10 protein-coding genes, 1 tRNA gene and 1 pseudogene are annotated in these 19764 nt (G+C 68.2%); 1 reads left to right on the forward strand and 11 read right to left on the reverse strand.

Annotated features, from left to right (window positions below):
* The 7 genes from uvrA to QFZ26_RS00035 all read right to left on the reverse strand — a co-directional run.
* Positions 1 to 1692, reverse strand: a 1692-nt coding sequence (gene uvrA, locus QFZ26_RS00005) for an excinuclease ABC subunit UvrA (protein WP_307038429.1), incomplete at its 3' end; no start/stop codon positions are given.
* A gap of 114 nt (positions 1693 to 1806) precedes the next feature.
* Positions 1807 to 3873 carry an excinuclease ABC subunit UvrB gene (gene uvrB, locus QFZ26_RS00010; RefSeq protein WP_307038431.1) on the reverse strand — a complete coding sequence of 689 codons (2067 nt, stop codon included), beginning with the start codon at positions 3871 to 3873 and terminating at the stop codon, positions 1807 to 1809.
* A gap of 28 nt (positions 3874 to 3901) precedes the next feature.
* Positions 3902 to 4513, reverse strand: a complete 612-nt coding sequence (coaE, locus tag QFZ26_RS00015; protein WP_307038433.1) for a dephospho-CoA kinase — start codon at positions 4511 to 4513, stop codon at positions 3902 to 3904.
* Between the two features lie 149 nt (positions 4514 to 4662).
* Positions 4663 to 6114 carry a 30S ribosomal protein S1 gene (gene rpsA / locus QFZ26_RS00020; protein ID WP_307038435.1) on the reverse strand — a complete coding sequence of 484 codons (1452 nt, stop codon included), beginning with the start codon at positions 6112 to 6114 and terminating at the stop codon, positions 4663 to 4665.
* A 188-nt stretch (positions 6115 to 6302) separates the two neighbouring features.
* Positions 6303 to 7967, reverse strand: a complete 1665-nt coding sequence (locus QFZ26_RS00025) for a DUF885 domain-containing protein (RefSeq protein ID WP_307038437.1) — start codon at positions 7965 to 7967, stop codon at positions 6303 to 6305.
* An 89-nt stretch (positions 7968 to 8056) separates the two neighbouring features.
* A complete protein-coding gene (gene polA, locus QFZ26_RS00030; protein ID WP_307038440.1) occupies positions 8057 to 10750 on the reverse strand; it encodes a DNA polymerase I in 2694 nt (897 codons plus the stop codon).
* Between the two features lie 116 nt (positions 10751 to 10866).
* Positions 10867 to 11472 carry an ANTAR domain-containing response regulator gene (locus QFZ26_RS00035; RefSeq protein ID WP_022892009.1) on the reverse strand — a complete coding sequence of 202 codons (606 nt, stop codon included), beginning with the start codon at positions 11470 to 11472 and terminating at the stop codon, positions 10867 to 10869.
* Positions 11473 to 11508: 36 nt separating this feature from the next.
* On the opposite strand from QFZ26_RS00035, the gene QFZ26_RS00040 reads away from it, so the two are divergent.
* A tRNA-Leu gene (locus QFZ26_RS00040) sits at positions 11509 to 11594 on the forward strand.
* 12 nt (positions 11595 to 11606) lie between these two features.
* Here QFZ26_RS00040 and QFZ26_RS00045 read toward each other — a convergent pair.
* From QFZ26_RS00045 to gltB, 4 genes and pseudogenes are all read right to left on the reverse strand, one after another.
* A complete protein-coding gene (locus QFZ26_RS00045; RefSeq protein ID WP_307038442.1) occupies positions 11607 to 12059 on the reverse strand; it encodes an SRPBCC family protein in 453 nt (150 codons plus the stop codon).
* Between the two features lie 73 nt (positions 12060 to 12132).
* Positions 12133 to 13548 carry a pyruvate kinase gene (gene pyk, locus QFZ26_RS00050; RefSeq protein ID WP_307038444.1) on the reverse strand — a complete coding sequence of 472 codons (1416 nt, stop codon included), beginning with the start codon at positions 13546 to 13548 and terminating at the stop codon, positions 12133 to 12135.
* Positions 13549 to 13628: 80 nt separating this feature from the next.
* Positions 13629 to 15086: a glutamate synthase subunit beta gene (locus tag QFZ26_RS00055; RefSeq protein WP_307038446.1), complete on the reverse strand. Its 1458-nt coding sequence runs from the start codon at positions 15084 to 15086 to the stop codon at positions 13629 to 13631.
* Positions 15087 to 15154: 68 nt separating this feature from the next.
* Positions 15155 to 19733, reverse strand: a pseudogene (gltB, locus tag QFZ26_RS00060) (glutamate synthase large subunit).
* Positions 19734 to 19764 lie beyond the last annotated feature (31 nt).

The following is a 19764-nucleotide window of genomic DNA, read 5'->3' on the forward strand; positions in this document are numbered from 1 at the left end:
GATGGTGTCTTCGTCGTGCTCGACGACGATGAGGGTGTTGCCGAGGTCGCGCAACGCGATGAGTGTGTCGATCAGTCGCCGATTGTCACGCTGGTGGAGCCCGATGCTGGGCTCGTCGAGCACGTAGAGCACGCCCGTCAACCCGGAGCCGATCTGGGTCGCGAGGCGAATGCGCTGCGCCTCGCCGCCCGAGAGCGTGCCTGCCGCGCGTGCGAGGTCGAGGTAGCTGAGTCCGACACGGATGAGGAAGTCGAGCCGCACCTTGATCTCTCGGAGCACCTGCGCGCCGATGGCCTGCTCGCGGTCGGTGAGCTCGAGGCGATCCATGAAGGCTCGTGCATCGGTGAGGCTGAGGAGGCCGACGTCGGCGATGCTCGCGTTGTGCACGAGCACGGAGAGCACCTCGGGCTTCAGCCGCTTGCCGTCGCACACGGGGCAGGGCACCTCGCGGAGGTACTCGGACCAGCGCGCTCGCTGCACGTCGGTCTCGGCCTGGAGGTACTGGCGCTCGATGTAGGGCACGACGCCCTCGAAGCCCGAGGAGTAACTCATCTCGCGGCCGTAACGGTTGCGCCAGCGCACCTTCACCTCGAAGTTGTCGCCGCGGAGCACCGCCTGGCGGGCCTCGAGGTCGAGCTCTTCCCATGGGGTGTCGAGTGAGAAGTCGAGCTGTCGGGCCAAGCCGTGCAGCAGCTTCTCGTAGTAGTTGTAGAGGCTCTTGCCCTGCGAGGTCCACGGCAGGATGACGCCCTCGGCGATGCTGAGCGCGGGGTCGCCGAGCAGGAGCTCTTCGTCGACCGACATGCGGGTGCCGAGGCCGGAGCACTCGGGACAGGCGCCGAACGGCGCATTGAACGAGAAGGTGCGGGGCTCGATCTCGGTGAGCTGGATCGGGTGCTGGTTGGGGCACGAGAGCTTCTCGGAGAAGCTGCTCCACGCAGCCGGGCCTTCTTCGTCGACTCGGTTCACCTGCACGAGTCCGTCGGTGAGCCGGAGCGCGGTCTCGAGGGAGTCGGTGAGCCGGCCGAGCACGTCGGGTGAGGCGACGAGACGGTCGATCACGACCGAGATGTCGTGCTTCACCTGCTTCTTCAGCACCGGCGGCTCGTCGAGCCGGATGACCTCGCCGTCGACCACCGCGCGCGTGTAGCCCTGCGCCGAGAGGTCGCGGAAGAGGTCGACGAACTCGCCCTTCTTCTTCGAAACGACCGGGCTCAGCACCTGGTAGCGGGTGCCCTCGGGCAGCTCCATGAGCTGGTCGGCGATCTGCTGCACGGTCTGGCGCTGGATGCGCTCACCGCAGACAGGACAGTGCGGCACGCCGATGCGCGCCCAGAGCAGGCGCATGTAGTCGTAGATCTCGGTGATCGTGCCGACCGTCGACCGCGGGTTGCGGTTGGTCGACTTCTGGTCGATCGAGACTGCCGGGCTGAGCCCCTCGATGAAGTCGACGTCGGGACGGTCGACCTGGCCGAGGAACTGGCGGGCGTACGCCGACAGCGATTCGACGTAGCGGCGCTGCCCCTCGGCGAAGATCGTGTCGAAGGCGAGCGAGGACTTTCCCGAACCGGACAGGCCGGTGAAGACGACCATCGCATCGCGCGGGATCTCGACGTCGACGTTCTGCAGATTGTGAACGCGGGCCCCGCGGACACTCAAGTGCGAATGGGCATCGAGACGTGAAACTGGCACCCTTCGAGTCTAGAGAGGGCCACCGACACGGATGCCTCGATCACACGCGCTCTGAGCGAACATACGTTCGATCGACGGTTCGAAACGCCCGCTCATCAGGGCGCGGCACTCCCCTCAGCCGAGGTGGCCGGCCTTCTCCATTTGCCTCAGCTCGCGCTTGAGGTCGGAGACCTCGTCGCGAAGCCGCGCGGCGAGCTCGAACTTCAACTCGCCCGCGGCTTCGAGCATCTGCTCGTTGAGGTCGCGGATGAGGTCTTCCAGATCGTTGGCGCCCTCGGCCGCGATCCCCTGCCGCCGGAGGTTCGGCACGGGCGCCTTGCGCTTGGCGTCACGGCCCGCGAGCAGGGCGGCCGTATCGGCCTCTTCACGCGCCAGCACCTCGGTGATGTCGGCGATGCGCTTGCGCAGCGGCTGCGGGTCGATACCGTTCACCCGGTTGTACTCGAGTTGCCGGTCGCGGCGACGTGTGGTCTCATCGATCGCCGACTTCATCGAGTCGGTGAGGACGTCGGCGTACATGTGCACTTCGCCTGCCACGTTGCGGGCCGCGCGCCCGATCGTCTGGATGAGCGAGGTCGACGAGCGGAGGAAGCCCTCTTTGTCGGCGTCGAGGATCGCGACGAGCGAGACCTCGGGCAGGTCGAGGCCCTCGCGGAGCAGGTTGATGCCGACGAGGACGTCGTAGACACCAGCGCGCAGCTCGGTGAGCAGCTCGACCCGGCGGAGCGTGTCGACGTCGGAGTGCAGGTACCGGACACGCACGCCAGCCTCGGTGAGGAAGTCGGTGAGCTCCTCGGCCATCTTCTTCGTGAGCGTCGTGACGAGCACGCGCTCGTCGCGCTCGGTACGCGTGCGAATCTCGTCGAGGAGGTCGTCGATCTGGCCCTTCGAGGGTTTGACGACGATCTGCGGGTCGACGAGGCCGGTGGGGCGGATGATCTGCTCGACGATGCCGTCGGCGATGCCCATCTCATAGCGCCCGGGGGTCGCGGAGAGGTAGACGGTCTGGCCCACGCGGTTCTTGAACTCGTCCCACTTGAGGGGTCGGTTGTCGAGCGCGCTCGGCAGCCGGAATCCGTGCTCGACGAGGGTGCGCTTGCGCGAGGAATCCCCCTCGTACATGGCACCGATCTGCGGCACGGTGACGTGCGACTCGTCGATCACCACGAGGAAGTCGTCGGCGAAGTAGTCGAGGAGGCAATGCGGCGCCTCGCCGGGCGCGCGCCCGTCGATGTGGCGTGAGTAGTTCTCGATGCCCGAGCAGAATCCGATCTGCTCCATCATCTCGAGGTCGAAGGTCGTGCGCATGCGCAGGCGCTGCGCCTCGAGCAGCTTGCCCTCGCGCTCGAGCTCGGCGAGCCGCTCTTCGAGCTCGATGCGGATCGTGCCGATGGCGCGCTGCATGACCTCGGTGCTCGCGACGTAGTGCGACCCGGGGAAGACCGGCACGGAGTCGAGCTTCGCCACGACCTGGCCGGTGAGCGGATGCAGGCTGTAGAGCGCCTCGATCTCGTCGCCGAACATCTCGATGCGGATCGCGAGCTCTTCGTAGATCGGGATGATCTCGATCGTGTCGCCGCGCACCCGGAAGTTGCCGCGCGAGAAGTCGACGTCGTTGCGCTGGTACTGCATCGACACGAACTTGCGGATGAGCCAGTCGCGATCGACCCGCTGGCCGACCTGCAGCGGCATCATCGCGCCGAGGTATTGCTCGGGCGTGCCGAGGCCGTAGATGCACGAGACCGACGAGACGACGATGACGTCGCGCCGGCTGAGCAGCGAATTGGTGGTCGAGTGTCGCAGCCGCTCGACCTCGGAGTTGATCGACGAGTCCTTCTCGATGAAGGTGTCGGTCTGCGGCACGTAGGCCTCGGGCTGGTAGTAGTCGTAGTACGACACGAAGTACTCGACGGCGTTGTTGGGCATGAGCTCGCGGAACTCGTTGGCGAGCTGAGCCGCGAGCGTCTTGTTGTGCGCGAGCACGAGCGTGGGCCGCTGCACCTGCTCGATGAGCCATGCCGTCGTCGCCGACTTGCCGGTGCCGGTGGCGCCGAGGAGCACCACGTCGGTCTCACCGGCGTTGATGCGCGCCGCGAGATCGGCGATGGCCGCCGGCTGGTCGCCGCTGGGACGGTAGTCGCTCACGACCTCGAACGGGCGGACGGAACGTGTTGCCTGCATCTGTCCAGTCTAGGATCGCCCGCCGACACTACCGCCGGGCGCGCTCCTCGACGATGCGGCGCCAGAGCGCGTCGGTCTGGCTCATCGTGTGCGCCAGGGTGCCGTCGGTGTCGATGACGACGTCGGCGATCGCGAGCCGTGCCGTGTTGTCGACCTGCGCGTCGACGCGCGCCTCCGCCTGGATCGGATCGAGGCCGCGCTCCTCGACGAGCCGCTGCACCTGGGTGCGCCGCGGCGCACTCGTCACGACGACGAGGTCGAACGGGTGGTCGACGGATGCCTCGACGAGCAGTGGCACGTCGTACACGATGACCGCGTCGGGGTCTTCGGCCTCGGCCTTCGCGATGAGCCGCGCCGAGAGCTCTCGCACCGCGGGATGGACGATGGCGTTGAGCTTCGCCCGCGCCTCTGGGTCGCCGAACACGCGCTCACCGAGCTTCACGCGATCGAGCGAGCCGTCGGACCGCAGCACGCCGTCGCCGAACTCCGCGACGATCGCCGCGAGGGCCGGGGTACCCGGCTCCACGACCCGACGCGCGAGCTGGTCGGCGTCGATGTGCACCGCCCCGTGTTCGTAGAGTCGGCGCGCGACGGTGGACTTTCCGGAGGCGATTCCGCCCGTGAGACCGATCAGATACACGACACCCACTCTAACCGTGCGACACTCGGCGCGACGGTGGGCGTTCGTGCGCCGTCGGCGTGCACGGCGATCGCGGCATCCGTCATCTGCCCCGTGAACGCCGGAAGGCCGGCCCCCTGAGGGACCGGCCTTCCGTCGTGCAATTGCGACTAGTTGTTGCTCGAGAGCTTCTCGCGCAGCGCCGCGAGCGACGCGTCGTCGGCGAGGGTGCCCGCGCCGGCCGCTTCGTTCGTGAACGATGCGGCGCTCGAGGTGAACGAGTCGTCGGCAGCGGCAGCAACAGACGCCTGAGCGACCTGCTTCTTGTGCGCCTCCCAGCGAGCCTGGGCGGCAGCGTAGTCCTGCTCCCACTTCTCGCGCTGGGACTCGAAGCCCTCGCGCCACTCGTTGGTCTCGGGGTCGAAGCCCTCGGGGTACTTGTAGTTGCCCTGCTCGTCGTACTCCGTGAGCATGCCGTAGAGCGCCGGGTCGAACTCGGTGCCCTCGGGGTCGACACCCTCGTTGGCCTGCTTGAGGCTCAGCGAGATGCGGCGACGCTCGAGGTCGATGTCGATGACCTTGACGAAGACCTCTTCGCCGACCGACACGACCTGCTCGGCGAGCTCGACGTGCTTGCCCGAGAGCTCGGAGATGTGGACGAGGCCCTCGATGCCGTCGGCGACGCGAACGAACGCACCGAACGGAACGAGCTTCGTGACCTTACCCGGGGCGACCTGGCCGATCGCGTGGGTACGGGCGAAGACCTGCCACGGGTCTTCCTGCGTCGCCTTGAGCGACAGCGAGACGCGCTCGCGGTCGAGCTCGACGGAGAGCACCTCGACGGTGACCTCCTGGCCGACCTCGACGACCTCGCTGGCGTGCTCGATGTGCTTCCACGAGAGCTCGGAGACGTGGACGAGACCGTCGACGCCGCCGAGGTCGACGAACGCACCGAAGTTGACGATCGACGAGATGACGCCCTTGCGGATCTGGCCCGGGTGGAGGTTCGCGAGGAACGTCGAACGCGACTCGGACTGCGTCTGCTCGAGGAGCGCACGGCGTGAGAGCACGACGTTGTTGCGGTTCTTGTCGAGCTCGAGGATCTTCGCTTCGATCTCCTGGCCGAGGTACGGCGTGAGATCGCGGACGCGACGCAGCTCGATGAGCGAGGCCGGCAGGAAGCCGCGAAGGCCGATGTCGACGATCAGGCCGCCCTTGACGACCTCGATGACCGAACCGGTCACGACGCCATCGGCTTCCTTGATCTTCTCCACGTCGCCCCATGCACGCTCGTACTGAGCGCGCTTCTTCGACAGGATGAGGCGGCCTTCCTTGTCCTCCTTCTGGAGAACGAGGGCCTCGACGGTGTCGCCGACGCCGACGACCTCGCTGGGGTCGACATCGTGCTTGATCGAAAGCTCACGCGAGGGGATGACACCCTCGGTCTTGTAGCCGACGTCGAGGAGAACCTCGTCGCGGTCGATCTTCACGACGGTGCCCTCGATGAGGTCGCCGTCGTTGAAGAACTTCAAAGTCTTCTCGACCGCGGCGAGGAAATCGTCAGCAGATCCGATGTCGTTGATCGCGACCTGCTTGGGTGCCTTGGTCGTTGCGGTTGTCATGTAGTGAATGCTCCGTAAAGGACAAAATCGAGCCCGTCGCGTGGTAGAGCGTTATGTTGGTTCCGCGACGGGCATGCGGACAGGGATGTCACACGAGTGACGCTCCATCCTAACGGAAGCGCTCCCCGTGCGGCAACCGAGCCGCTCACTGCCCCGCTCGTGCTGGCCCCGGTACGCTCATCGGCGCCTCAGCCGAGGAGCGCCGAGCGCAGGGTGTCGAGCCCCACACCGCCCAGGTTCAGTGCGCGGCGGTGGAACTCGCGGATGTCGAAGTCGGCGCGCTCGCGACGCGCCACCTCGTCGCGCAGCTGCTCCCAGATGCGCTGGCCGACCTTGTACGAGGGCGCCTGTCCGGGCCACCCGAGGTAGCGGTTCACCTCGAAACGGATGAATCCCTCGTTCATGTTGACGTTCTGGGAGAGGAATTCGAGGGCGTACTCGCCGTTCCACGCGCCGAGGCCGTCGGGCCGCTGCTTGCCGAGGTGCACGCCGATGTCGAGCACGACTCGGGCGGCGCGCATGCGCTGGCCGTCGAGCATGCCGAGCCGGTCTGCCGGGTCGTCGAGGTACCCCAGACCCTGCATGAGCCGCTCGGCGTAGAGCGCCCATCCCTCGGCGTGACCCGACGTGCCCGCAAGCTGGCGCCGCCACGTGTTCAGCTGCCCGCGGTTCACGACCGCCTGCCCGACCTGCAGGTGATGCCCCGGCACCCCCTCGTGGTACACGGTCGTGAGCTCGCGCCACGTGTCGAACTCGGTGACGCCCTCTGGCACCGACCACCACATGCGGCCGGGCCGCGAGAAGTCGTCGGTCGGGCCGGTGTAGTAGATGCCGCCCTCTTGCGTGGGCGCGATCATGCACTCGAGGGTGCGGATCTCGGCGGGGATGTCGAACTGCGTGGCGCCGAGCTCGTCGACCGCGCGGTCGCTCGTCTCCTGCATCCACCGCTGCAGCGCGTCGGTGCCGTGGAGCTTGCGGCTCGCATCGCCGTCGAGGAACGCGATGGCTTCGGCGACGGATGCCCCGGGCACGATCTCGCGCGCGATCGACTCCTGCTCGGCGACCATGCGGGCGAGCTCCTCGATGCCCCACTCGTAGGTCTCGTCGAGGTCGATCACCGCTCCGAGGAACCGGCGCGACTGGAGCGCGTAGATATCGCGGCCGACCCCGTCGTGGTCGACGGCTGCCGGCAGGAGCTCCTGTTCGAGGAACTCCGCGAACCGTGCATAGGCCGCCCCCGCCTCGGCCGCCCCGCCCGCAAGATCGGCGCGGAGCCCGGCGGGCAGCTCGTCGGACGCTCCTCCGACGAATTCGGCGAAGAACCCGTCGTTGCGCTCGAGCTTGTGCGCCTGCACTGCCACTTCGCGCACTTGTCGCTTCGCGGGCACGATGCCGCGCTGGATGCCGAGCCGCAACGTCTGGGTGTAACCGTCGAGGGCGGCGGGAAGGGCGCCGAGTCGAGTCGAGATCGTCGCCCAGTCGTCGGCGTCGTCAGTGGCCATGAGGTCGAAGATCTCGCGGAGCTCTTGGGCGGGGCTCGCGATGACGTTGAGGTCGCGCAGCGGCAGGCCCGCCTCGTGCGCCTCGAGGTCGAGCGCGAGCTCGCTGCGCAGGTCGGTGATGGTCACGACATCGACGTCATCGGCCGGCGTCGCGGCATCGAGTTGCGCGATTGTGCGCCGGACGGCCTCGGCCGAGCGCTCGAGGCCCTCGGGCGAGTAGTCACCGAACCGCGAGTCGACGTCTTTGCGGCCGATGTAGGTGCCCAACGTGGGGTTCAACTCGACGGCGGTGTCGACCCACTGTTCTGCGATGCGGTCGACGTCGGTCGGAGTGCGCTCAGGGAATGCCATGCAGCGAGCCTATGACACGCCGCCGACGCCGCACGAGGCATCTGGCCCGGTCGATCGCCGACGGATGCCCCGGCGCGTATGTACGCGGTTCAGTGCGCCGCATCCTCCCAATTGGCGCCCCGGCCGATCTGCACGTCGAGCGGCACGAGCAGCTCGGCGGCGTGCGCCATGCGATCGCGGACGACGGCTTCGAGCACCTCGGACTCGCCGTCGGCGACCTCGAAGATGAGCTCGTCGTGCACGGTCATGAGCATGCGGCTGCCGAGCCCCTTCGCTGCGATGTCGCCCTCGACGCCCACCATCGCGATCTTGATGATGTCGGCGGCCGAGCCCTGGATGGGCGAGTTGAGCGCCGCGCGCTCAGCGTTCTCGCGGTGCACCCGGTTCGGGCTCGCGAGTTCGGGGAACGGTCGCCGACGACCGAAGATGGTCTCGGTGTATCCGTCGAGCTTGGCCTGTTCGACGACGCCGCGCAGGTAGTCGCGCACGGCGCCGAACCGCTCGAAGTACTCCTTCATGAGCGTCGTCGCCTCGGCCCGGTCGATGCGGAGCTGCTTCGAGAGGCCGAACGCGCTCAGGCCATAGGCGAGGCCGTAGGACATCGCCTTCACCTTGGTGCGCATGACCGGCGTCACATCGGCGGGGTCGACGCCGAAGACGCGAGCACCGACGAAGCGGTGCAGGTCTTCGCCCGCGTTGAACGCCTCGATGAGCCCGGGATCGCCCGAGAGGTGCGCCATGATGCGCATCTCGATCTGCGAGTAGTCGGCGGTGAGGAGCTCGGTGTACTCCGGCCCGTGTCGGAAGGCCTTGCGGATGCGACGACCGTCTTCGGTGCGGATCGGGATGTTCTGCAGGTTCGGGTCGTTCGACGACATGCGCCCGGTCGCCGCCCCGATCTGCCCGTAGCTCGTGTGGATGCGGCCGTCGGAGCCGATGGCCTTGTCGAGGGACTCGACGATCTGGCGGAGCTTGGTCGCATCGCGATGTTCGAGCAGGAAGCCGAGGAACGGATGCGGGTTCGACTCCTGCAGGTCGGCGAGGGCGCTCGCGTCGGTCGTGTAGCCGGTCTTCGTGGCACGGGTCTTCGGCATGCCGAGCTGATCGAAGAGGACCTCTTGCAGCTGCTTCGGCGATCCGAGGTTCACCTCGCGACCGATCTCGGCGAAGGCCGCCTCGGCGAGGCCCGCGGCGCGGTCGCCGAGCTCGGAGGAGAGCCCCGCGAGCTCGGCGTGATCGACGGTGACGCCGCGGAGCTCCATCGCCGCGAGCACCGGCACGAGCGGCATCTCGACGTCGGCGAGGAGACGCCGCGAGCTCTCGGAGAGCGCTCGCAGTACCACGGGAGCCAATCGCAGCGAGTACCACGCGTATTCGGGAGCGCCGGAGTCGGTGCCCTCTTCGGGCACGAGCTGCGAGGGGTCGCCCTGCGGCACCGTCTCGCCGAGGTGGCGCGAGACGAGGTCGGCGAGATTCTTCTCCTGCAGGATCGGGCGCACGAGCCAGCCGGCGACGAGCGTGTCGACCACGAGGCCGTCGAACTCGAGCCCCGATCGCGTGACGGCCTTCAACTGCGACTTCGCGTCGGTCATGATCTTCGGCGCGTCGCTCGCGAGCCAGGCCTCGAACGGTGCGTAGTCGGCGCGCCCGGGCTGCCACGGCAGCTGCACCGTCTCGTCGGAGGTCGCGATGCCGGCGCCGATGACCCGGCCGTCGATGACCTCGAGGCTGAGCCCGAGGCCCGCAGGCTCGGCGGCGACGGCCTTCTCGAGCCAGGCGGCGAGCTCTTCATCGAGCAACGTTCGCGGCGTGGGCGCGGTCGGCGCCGCTACCTCGGGTGTCGTCTCGACGACCTCTGCCGGGGCGGGCGCCCCGGCGCTGCCGTTCGCCTCGCCCGCGGCGATCTTCTTCAGGCGCTCGAACAGGGTGCGGAACTCGAGCCGCTCGAAGATCGGCCGCACCGACTCGATGTCGATCGGCTTGGCCACGAGCTCGTCGAGCGCCACCTCGAGTTCGACATCGTCGACGAGACGATTCAGCCGGCGGTTGCGAATTGCATTCTCTTTCTGGTCGCGCAGGTTCTGCCCCACGACACCCTTGATCTCGTCGGCGTGCTCGAGGATGCCCTCGAGGTCGCCGTAGAGCCCGAGCCACTTGACCGCGGTCTTCTCGCCGACCTTCGAGATGCCGATGAGGTTGTCGCTCGGCTCGCCCACCAGGGCCGCGATGTCGGGATACTGCTCGGGCCTGATGCCGTAGCGCTCCATGACCGCGTCGGTGTCGTAGCGCTTCAGCTGCGAGACGCCCTGCGTGTTCGGGTAGAGCAGTGTGACGTCGTCGTTCACCAGCTGGATGGTGTCGCGATCGCCCGAGACGAGCAGCACCCGGTAGCCCTCGGCACGGCCGCGTGCGGCGAGGGTCGCGAGGATGTCGTCGGCCTCGTAGTCCTCCTTCTCGAGGGTGCGCACGCCCATCGCCTTGAGGGCGTCTTGCAGCAGCGGAACCTGGCCCTTGAACTCGGGCGGGGTGTCGCCACGCGTGCCCTTGTACTCGGCGAACTCGCGCGTGCGGAACGAGAATCGCGAGATGTCGAACGCCACGACGAGGTGCGTCGGCTTCTCGTTCGCCAGCAGGAGGAGCAGCATCGACAGGAAGCCGTGGATGGCGTTCGTGTGCTGGCCGTCGCGAGTGGTGAAACTGTCGACGGGAAGGGCGTAGAACGCTCGGAAGGCCAGTGAATGACCATCGACGACGAGGAGGGTGGGCTTATCTGCGTCCGGCACCCACCAAGACTACAAGCGGCCGACGACACCGCCCGACGGTCGTTTCGAACCGGTGACGAGACAGCGGATGCCGCGGCGACAAGGTGTCGCCGCGGCATCCGCTGATCGGTTCTTGCCTACTTCTTGGCTGCGAGTTGCTCGATGATGGCTTGCGAGACGTCTTTCATGGTGAGGCGCCGGTCCATGGATGCCTTCTGGATCCAGCGGAACGCCTCGGGCTCGGAGAGTCCCATCTTCTCGTTGAGCAGGCCCTTGGCGCGGTCGACGAGCTTGCGGGTCTCGAAGCGCTCGACGAGGTCGCCGACCTCGGCCTCGAGCGCGATGATCTGCGCGTGGCGGGCGAGGGCGATCTCGATCGCCGGGAGGAGGTCGTTGGGCGTGAACGGCTTCACGACGTAGGCGAGTGCGCCCGCCTCGCTCGCCCGCTCGACGAGCTCCTTCTGGCTGAACGCCGTGAGGAGCACGACCGGGGCGATGTGGCCCTTCGAGAGGCGCTCGGCCGCGGAGATGCCGTCGAGCTGGGGCATCTTGACGTCCATGATGACGAGATCGGGCCGAAGCTCGGTCGCGAGCGCGACCGCGGTCTCGCCGTCACCCGCCTCGCCGACGACCTCGAAGCCGTTGTCGCGCAGGATCTCGACGATGTCGAGGCGGATGAGCGACTCATCTTCAGCCACGACGACGCGGCGCGGTGCCGGCTGGGTTGATTCGGTGTCTGTCACGCAGGAAAGCCTACGGTATTCTGGGCGGGGCCTCTGGCCGGTGTGGCGGAATGGCAGACGCGGAGCACTCAAAATGCTTTGCCCGAAAGGGCGTGTGGGTTCGACCCCCACCACCGGCACCATATGATCGCGCGTCACAGCTCGGCGCCATCGCGGAGATAGGCGTTTCGGCGTTCGATGAGGCGGCGCAGGTACGGCCCGACCACGAACTCGGCGGCACGGCCCGCGATGCCGAGCGGCGCGGTGAACCGGACGTGATCGGTCATCATCGTGCCACCGTCGGGATCGGGCGCGAATCGGTGCTCGTGGCTGAACGACGCGAACGGCCCGCGCACCTGTTCGTCGACGAACGATGTCGGCGGCTCCATCTGCGTGATCCTGCTCGTCATGCGTATCGGCATCCCGAAGTGCCACGCCCGCCACGTCACCTCCTGGCCGAGGCCGATCAGCCCCGACGTCACGCCCGCGACGGCGCGCTCGCGCGACGCCGACATTGACGCCGTGTGGGCGTCGATGCTGCGCGATCGATCGAATGCCTCCTGGACGCCCATCGCGAGGCGGGTACGACACTCGAACTCCACGGCCACCCTCGCATTCTGGCAGCTTCTGGGAACGTCGAGAGCCGGCCCCGAGTCGGGACCGGCTCTGCGCGAGTCGGAGTTAGAGCACGTCTCCGACGCGGTGCACGCGCACGTCGTTGGTCGTGCCCGGGATGCCGGGAGGGGAGCCCGAGATGATCACGACGGTCTCGCCGACCGCGGCCTTGCCGGTCTTCGCGAGCACGTCGTCGACCTGGCCGACCATCTGGTCGGTGTGGGTGACTCGGTCGACGACGTAGGACTCGACGCCCCAGTTGAGCGCCATGCGGCGACGGATGGCCGGATCGGGGGTGAAGGCGAGGATCGGGATGACCGAGCGGATGCGGGACATCCGTCGCACCGACTCCCCTGTCTCGGTGAAGACGCAGAGGTACTTCGCCTCGACGAAGTCGGCGACCTCGACCGCGGCGAGCGTGATGGCACCGGCCTGCGTGCGCGGCTTCGTGCCGAGCGGCAGGATGCGGTCGAGCCCGTGCTGCTCGGTCGACTCGACGATTCGCGCCATGGTCTGCACCGTGATGACGGGGTACTCCCCCACGCTCGTCTCGCCCGAGAGCATCACCGCGTCGGCACCGTCGAGCACCGCGTTCGCGACGTCGGAGGTCTCGGCGCGCGTGGGCACGGGACTGTGGATCATCGACTCGAGCATCTGCGTCGCCACGATGACGGGCTTCGCGAGACGGCGGGCGATCTCGACCGCTTGCTTCTGCACGATCGGCACGGCCTCGAGCGGGAGCTCCACGCCGAGGTCGCCGCGGGCGACCATGATCGCATCGAACGCCTCGGCGATCTCCTCGAGCGCGTCGACGGCCTGCGGCTTCTCGATCTTGGCCACGACCGGCACACGGCGGCCGACCTCGTCCATGATCTCGTGCACGCGCTCGATGTCGGAGGCGTTGCGCACGAACGACAGCGCGATGAGGTCGGCGCCGAGCTCGAGGCCCCAACGGAGGTCGGCCTCATCCTTGTCGGAAAGCGCCGGCACGTTGACGGCGACGCCGGGCAGGTTGATGCCCTTGTTGTTCGAGACGGGTCCCGCGACGATCACGCGGGTCGTGACGACGGTGCCGTCGGTCTCGAGCACCTCGACGCGCACCTTGCCGTCGTCGATGAGCAGGAAGTCGCCGGGCTTCACGTCGTTCGGCAGACCCTTGAAGGTGGTGCCGACGATCTCGCGGTTGCCGATGATGTCGTCGGTGGTGATCTTGAAGATGTCACCGGCGGCGAGGTCGTAGGGGCCGCCCTCGAACTTGCCGAGCCGGATCTTCGGCCCCTGGAGGTCGACGAGCACGGCGACGGCACGTCCGGAGTCGTTGGCGGCCTTCCGCACGTTCTGGTACACCCCCTCGTGCACGTCGTAGGTGCCGTGGCTGAGGTTCATGCGAGCGACGTCGACGCCGGCATCGATGATCGCCCGGATCTGCTCATAGCTCGATGTCGCCGGCCCGAGGGTGGCGACGATCTTCGCTCGTCTCATGTGTATTGCTCCCGGTGTTCCGCGCCGTGGCGCTGGGTCGTGGTCATGGTCGTGCGACGCGCCCGGTGGCGCGCCCTGGTTCAGATGGAGATCGCGTGCGCCGTCGCGGGGATCGGGGCAGGCAGCAGGGTCTCGCCTTCAAGGTACCGGTCGACCGCGGATGCCGCAGCGCGGCCTTCGGCGATCGCCCAGACGATGAGCGACTGGCCGCGTCCGGCATCACCGGCGACGAATACGCCCGACTGCGCCGTGGCGTAGTCGGCGTCGCGCGCGATGTTGCCGCGTTCGGTGGCGGGGAGCTGTAGTTGCTCGTCGAGCTCGCGGGTCTCTGGGCCCGTGAAGCCCAGCGCGAGGAGCACGAGATCGGCGGGGATCTCCCGCTCGGTGCCGGCCTTCGGAACCCGTCGGCCGTCGAGGTACTCGGTCTCGGCGACGCGGATGGCCCGCACCTCACCGACCTCGTTCGCGAGGAACTCGACGGTGGAGGCGAGGAAGTGGCGGTTTCCGCCCTCTTCGTGCGCACTCTGCACCTCGAACACGGTCGGGTGCATCGGCCACGGCTGCTCGGCGGGCCGGGTGGTGCCCGGCTCCTTGCCGATCGCGAGGTTCGTGACCGAGAGGGCGCCCTGGCGGTGCGCGGTGCCGATGCAGTCGGCACCGGTGTCGCCGCCGCCGAGCACGACGACATGCTTGCCCTCGGCGGTGATCTGGTCGAACACCTGGTCGCCTGCCAGCTGGCGGTTCGACTGCGTGAGGTACTCCATGGCGAAGTGCACGCCCGGGAGGTCGCGTCCGGGGATCGGCAGGTCTCGCGGCACGATCGCGCCGGTGGCGACCACCACGGCGTCGTAGCGCTCGCGCAGCTGCTCCCACGTGATGTCGACGCCGATGTTCACGCCGGCGCGGAACCGGGTGCCCTCGGCCGTCATCTGCGCGAGCCGCTGGTCGAGGTGCTTCTTCTCCATCTTGAAGTCGGGGATGCCGTAGCGGAGCAGGCCGCCGATGCGGTCGTCACGCTCGAACACGGCGACCGTGTGACCGGCGCGGGTGAGCTGCTGGGCCGCGGCGAGTCCGGCGGGACCGGAGCCGACGACGGCGACGGTCTTGCCGGTGAGGCGCCCGGGCGGCTGCGGCTGCACCCAGCCGTTGCCGAAGGCCTGGTCGATGATCGACACCTCGACCTGCTTGATGGTCACGGCCGGCTGGTTGATGCCGAGCACGCAGGCCGATTCGCAGGGAGCCGGGCAGAGCCGGCCGGTAAACTCGGGGAAGTTGTTCGTGGCGTGCAGTCGCTCGATGGCGGCGCGGCCCTCGCCGCGGTACATGAGGTCGTTCCACTCGGGAATGAGGTTGCCGAGCGGGCAGCCCTGGTGGCAGAACGGGATGCCGCAATCCATGCAGCGGCCGGCCTGTCGCCGGAGCTGGGCAGGGTCGCCCTGCTCGTAGACCTCTCTCCAGTCCATGATGCGGACCGGCACGGGACGCCGCTTGGGCAGCTCGCGCTCGGTGACCTTGAGGAAGCCCTTCGGGTCAGCCATTCGACACCTCCAGGTGGTCTGTGGGCACAGCGTCGGGGAGCACGGTGCGGGTGAGAACGATCAGCCGGTCAGCCACCAGTCACCTCCAGGATGCGGGTCCAGACGACGTCGCCGTCGGGGTCGAGCCCCTCGTCGACCGCGCTCTGGCGGGTGCGCAGCACTGCGGCGTAGTCGCGCGGCAGCACCTTCGTGAAGCGATCGAACGCGACATCGCCCTCTGCGAGCAGCTGTGCGGCGACCGCGGACTCCGTGTTGAGCAGATGCTGCTCGAGCAGATCGCGGACGATCTCGATGTCGGCGCTGCCGAGCGGGAGCAACTCGAGTTCGCCGCTCGTGAGCGCCTCCCGGTTGACCCGTCCCTCGCGCAGGCCGAGGACGTAGGCCGTGCCGCCCGACATGCCGGCGCCCAGGTTGCGCCCGGTCTCGCCGAGGATGAGCGCGAGCCCACCGGTCATGTACTCGAGCGCGTGGTCGCCGACGCCTTCGACGACCGCCGTCGCGCCGGAGTTGCGCACGAGGAAGCGTTCGCCGACGATGCCGCGGATGAACATGCTGCCGCGGGTCGCGCCGTAGCCGATGACGTTGCCGGCGATCACGTTGTGTTCAGCGACGAACCCGCTGTCACGCGGGGGGCGCACCACGATCTGTCCGCCCGACAGCCCCTTGCCGACGTAGTCGTTCGAGTCGCCCTCGAGCCGCAGCGTGATGCCGCTCGGCAGGAAAGCGCCCAGCGACTGCCCGGCCGAGCCCGTGAGGGTGACGTCGATCGAGCCGGTGGGGAGTCCGTGCTCGCCGCGCCGCTTGGTGACCTCGTGGCCCAGCATCGTGCCCACGGCACGTTCGGTGTTCTTGATGGGGAGCGCGATCTCGATGGTGCCGCCATCTTCGAGCACGATACGGCTGCGGCGGATCAGCTCGTTGTCGAAGTGCTCCTCGAGCTCGTGGTCTTGACCGCGGGCATTGTGTCGCGGCTCCGACTCCGAGAAGTCGGGGCCGACGAGCACGGGCGTCAGGTCGAGACCAGAGGCCTTCCAGTGCTCGACGGCGCGGTCGACGTCGAGCAGCTCGCGACGCCCGATGATCTCGTCGAGTGAACGGTAGCCCAGCTCGGCGAGGTACTCGCGTACCTCCTGTGCGATGAACTCGAAGAAGTTCACGACGAACTCGGGCTTGCCGGTGAATCGCTTGCGCAGCTCGGGGTTCTGCGTCGCGACGCCGACCGGGCAGGTGTCGAGGTGGCAGACGCGCATCATGACGCAGCCCTGCACGACGAGTGGCGCGGTCGCGAAGCCGAACTCCTCTGCGCCGAGCAGAGCGCCGATCACGACGTCACGACCGGTCTTCAGCTGGCCGTCGACCTGCACGACGACCCGGTCGCGCATGCCGTTGAGCATGAGCGTCTGCTGCGTCTCGGCGAGGCCCAGCTCCCACGGGGTGCCGGCGTGCTTCAGCGAGTTCAGGGGGCTCGCGCCGGTTCCGCCGTCGTGGCCGGAGACCAGGATGACGTCGGAGAGCGCCTTCGCGACACCCGCAGCGACGGCGCCGATGCCCGATTGGCTGACGAGCTTCGTGTGGATGCGCGCCGACGGGTTGGCGCGCTTCAGGTCGAAGATGAGCTGCTTGAGGTCTTCGATCGAGTAGATGTCGTGGTGCGGCGGCGGCGAGATCAGGCCGACCCCGGCGGTCGCATGACGAGTTCGTGCGACCCACGGGTAGACCTTCGCCGGCGGCAGCTGTCCGCCCTCGCCGGGTTTCGCGCCCTGTGCGAGCTTGATCTGGATGTCGTCGGCGTGCGTCAGGTACATGCTCGTCACGCCGAATCGACCCGACGCGACCTGCTTGATCGCACTGCGGCGCTGCGGGTCGAGCAGCCGGTCGAGGTCTTCGCCGCCCTCGCCGGTGTTCGACTTCGCGCCGATGCTGTTCATCGCGATCGCGAGCGACTCGTGCGCCTCCTTCGAGATCGAGCCGTAGCTCATCGCTCCGGTCGAGAACCGCTTGACGATGGATTCGACGGATTCGACGTCGTCGATCGGCACGGGCGGGCGCGTGCCGGTGCGGAGTGCGAACATGCCGCGCAGCGTCATGAGCTCCTCGGCCTGCGAGTCGACGAGCGAGGTGTAGTCGCGGAACACGTCGTATCGGCGGTTGCGCGTGGAGTGCTGCAGGCGGAACACGGTCTCGGGGTTGAAGAGGTGCGGCGACCCGTCGCGGCGCCACTGGTACTCACCACCCGTTCCGAGTCGCTCGTGCGCGCGCACGGCGACATCCTGCGGATACGCCGCAGTGTGCCGGCGCAGGTTCTCGGCGGCGACGACCTCGATGCCCACGCCGCCGAGCTTCGACGTCGTGCCGGTGAAGTACTCGTCGATGAAGTCCTGAGCGAGGCCGATGGCCTCGAACGCCTGCGCTCCCGCATACGACGAGATCGTCGAGACGCCCATCTTCGACATGATCTTCAGCACGCCCTTGCCGAGCGCCTTGATGACGTTGCGCACGGCCTCTTCGGGGGTGACCCCGGCGATGACGCCGGACCGCACGAGGTCTTCGCACGACTCCATGGCGAGGTAGGGGTTCACGGCGGATGCCCCGTAGCCGATGAGGAGCGCGACATGGTGCACCTCGCGCACGTCACCGGCTTCGACGACGAGTCCGACCTTCATGCGGTTCTGCGACCGGATGAGGTGGTGATGCACGGCCGAGAGCATCAGGAGCGACGGGATCGGCGCGAGGTCCTTGTTGGAGTCGCGGTCGCTGAGCACGATGAAGGCGGCACCGTCGTCGATCGCGGCGTCGACCTCGGCGCAGATCGCCGTGAGGCGGTCGCGCATGGCGTCGGCCCCCTCGTCGACGCGGTAGAGGCCCCGGATCGTCACGGTGGTGCGGCGACCCGGCGACGGGTCGATGTGCACGATCTTCGCGAGCTCGTCGTTGTCGATCACGGGGAACGACAGGGAGACCTGTCGTGCGTGCTCGGGTCCGGCGCTGAGCAGGTTGCGCTCGGGGCCGAGCGACGTGCCGAGCGAGGTGACGACCGCTTCGCGGATCGAGTCGAGCGGCGGGTTGGTCACCTGCGCGAACTGCTGCGTGAAGTAGTCGAAGAGCAGTCGTGGCCGTTCCGACAGCACCGCGATGGGCGTGTCGGAGCCCATGGCCCCGAGCGGCTCCTGACCCGTGCGCGCCATCGGGGCCAGCAGGATGCGCACCTCCTCCTCGGTGTACCCGAAGGTGCGCTGGCGACGGTTGACGGACGCCGGAGGATGCACGATGTGCTCGCGCTCGGGCAGCTCCGAGAGTCGGATGCGCCCGGCTTCGAGCCACTCGTCCCACGGCTCGGATGCCGCGAGGTCGGCCTTGATCTCGTCGTCTTCGATGAGGCGGCCCGCCTCGGTGTCGACGAGGAACATGCGACCCGGCTGCAGCCGTCCCTTGCGCACGATCCGGCTCTGCTCGATGTCGAGCACGCCGATCTCGCTCGCGAGCACCACGAGCCCGTCGTCGGTGACGACGTAGCGGCCGGGACGCAGCCCGTTGCGGTCGAGGGTCGCCCCGACGAGGGTGCCGTCGGTGAAGACGATGGCCGCCGGCCCGTCCCATGGCTCCATGAGCATCGAGTGGTACTCGTAGAACGCCCGCCGGCGCTCGTCGATCTCGGTCTGGTTCTCCCAGGCCTCGGGCACCATCATCATGATCGCGTGCGGGAGGCTGCGGCCGGCGAGGGTGAGCAGCTCGACGACCTCGTCGAAGGACGCCGAGTCGCTGGCACCGGGCGTCACGATGGGCAGGATCGGGGCGAGATCGCCGAGGAGCTCCGACTCGAGCTGCGATTGCCGGGCGCGCATCCAGTTGCGGTTGCCCTGGATCGTGTTGATCTCGCCGTTGTGCGCGATCATGCGGAACGGCTGGGCGAGCGGCCATGACGGGAAGGTGTTCGTGGAGTAGCGCGAGTGCACGAGCGCGAGCTTCGAGGCGAAGCGCTCGTCGGAGAGGTCGGGATAGAAGGGCTCGAGCTGGAGCGTCGTGACCATGCCCTTGTAGACGACGGTGCGGCTTGACAGGGACGCGAAGTAGAGCTCGAGTTCGCGTTCGGCGCGCTTGCGGAGCCGGAACGTGAGCCGGTCGAGCGCGATGCCCCCGAGCCGCTCGCCGTTCGACGTGGTCGCCGCCGACTGCACGAAGAGCTGCTGCACGACCGGCATCGCGGCACGAGCGAGGGTGCCGAGCTCTTCTGGTCGCACGGGCACCTCGCGCCAGCCCAGGACTTCGAGCCCCTCGGATGCCGCGAGCTCGCGGAGTCCGCGCTTCACCGCGCTGCGCGACGTCGGGTCGACGGGCAGGAACGCGTTGCCGACCGCATAGGAGCCCTCCGCGGGCAGCGGGAATGCGACGACCTCGCGCAGGAACCCGTCGGGAAATCTGGGTGACGATGCCCGCGCCGTCGCCGGTGCCGGCGTCGGAGCCGACGGCCCCACGGTGCTCGAGGTGACGCAGCGCGTCGAGGGCGGCCGTGATGATGTCGTGGCCGGCCGTGCCCCGGAGGGTGGCAACCATCGCGAGGCCGCAGGCGTCCTTCTCCGCGGCAGGGTTGTAGAGACCCTGTGCAGCGGGGATGGAACCGAACCTCGAGAAGGGTGGCGTGAGCGACATGGAGACCGTCCTCATCAACTAGTTTGCAGCG

Source organism: Agromyces ramosus (assembly GCF_030817175.1).
Classification (GTDB): Bacteria; Actinomycetota; Actinomycetes; order Actinomycetales; family Microbacteriaceae; genus Agromyces; species Agromyces ramosus_A.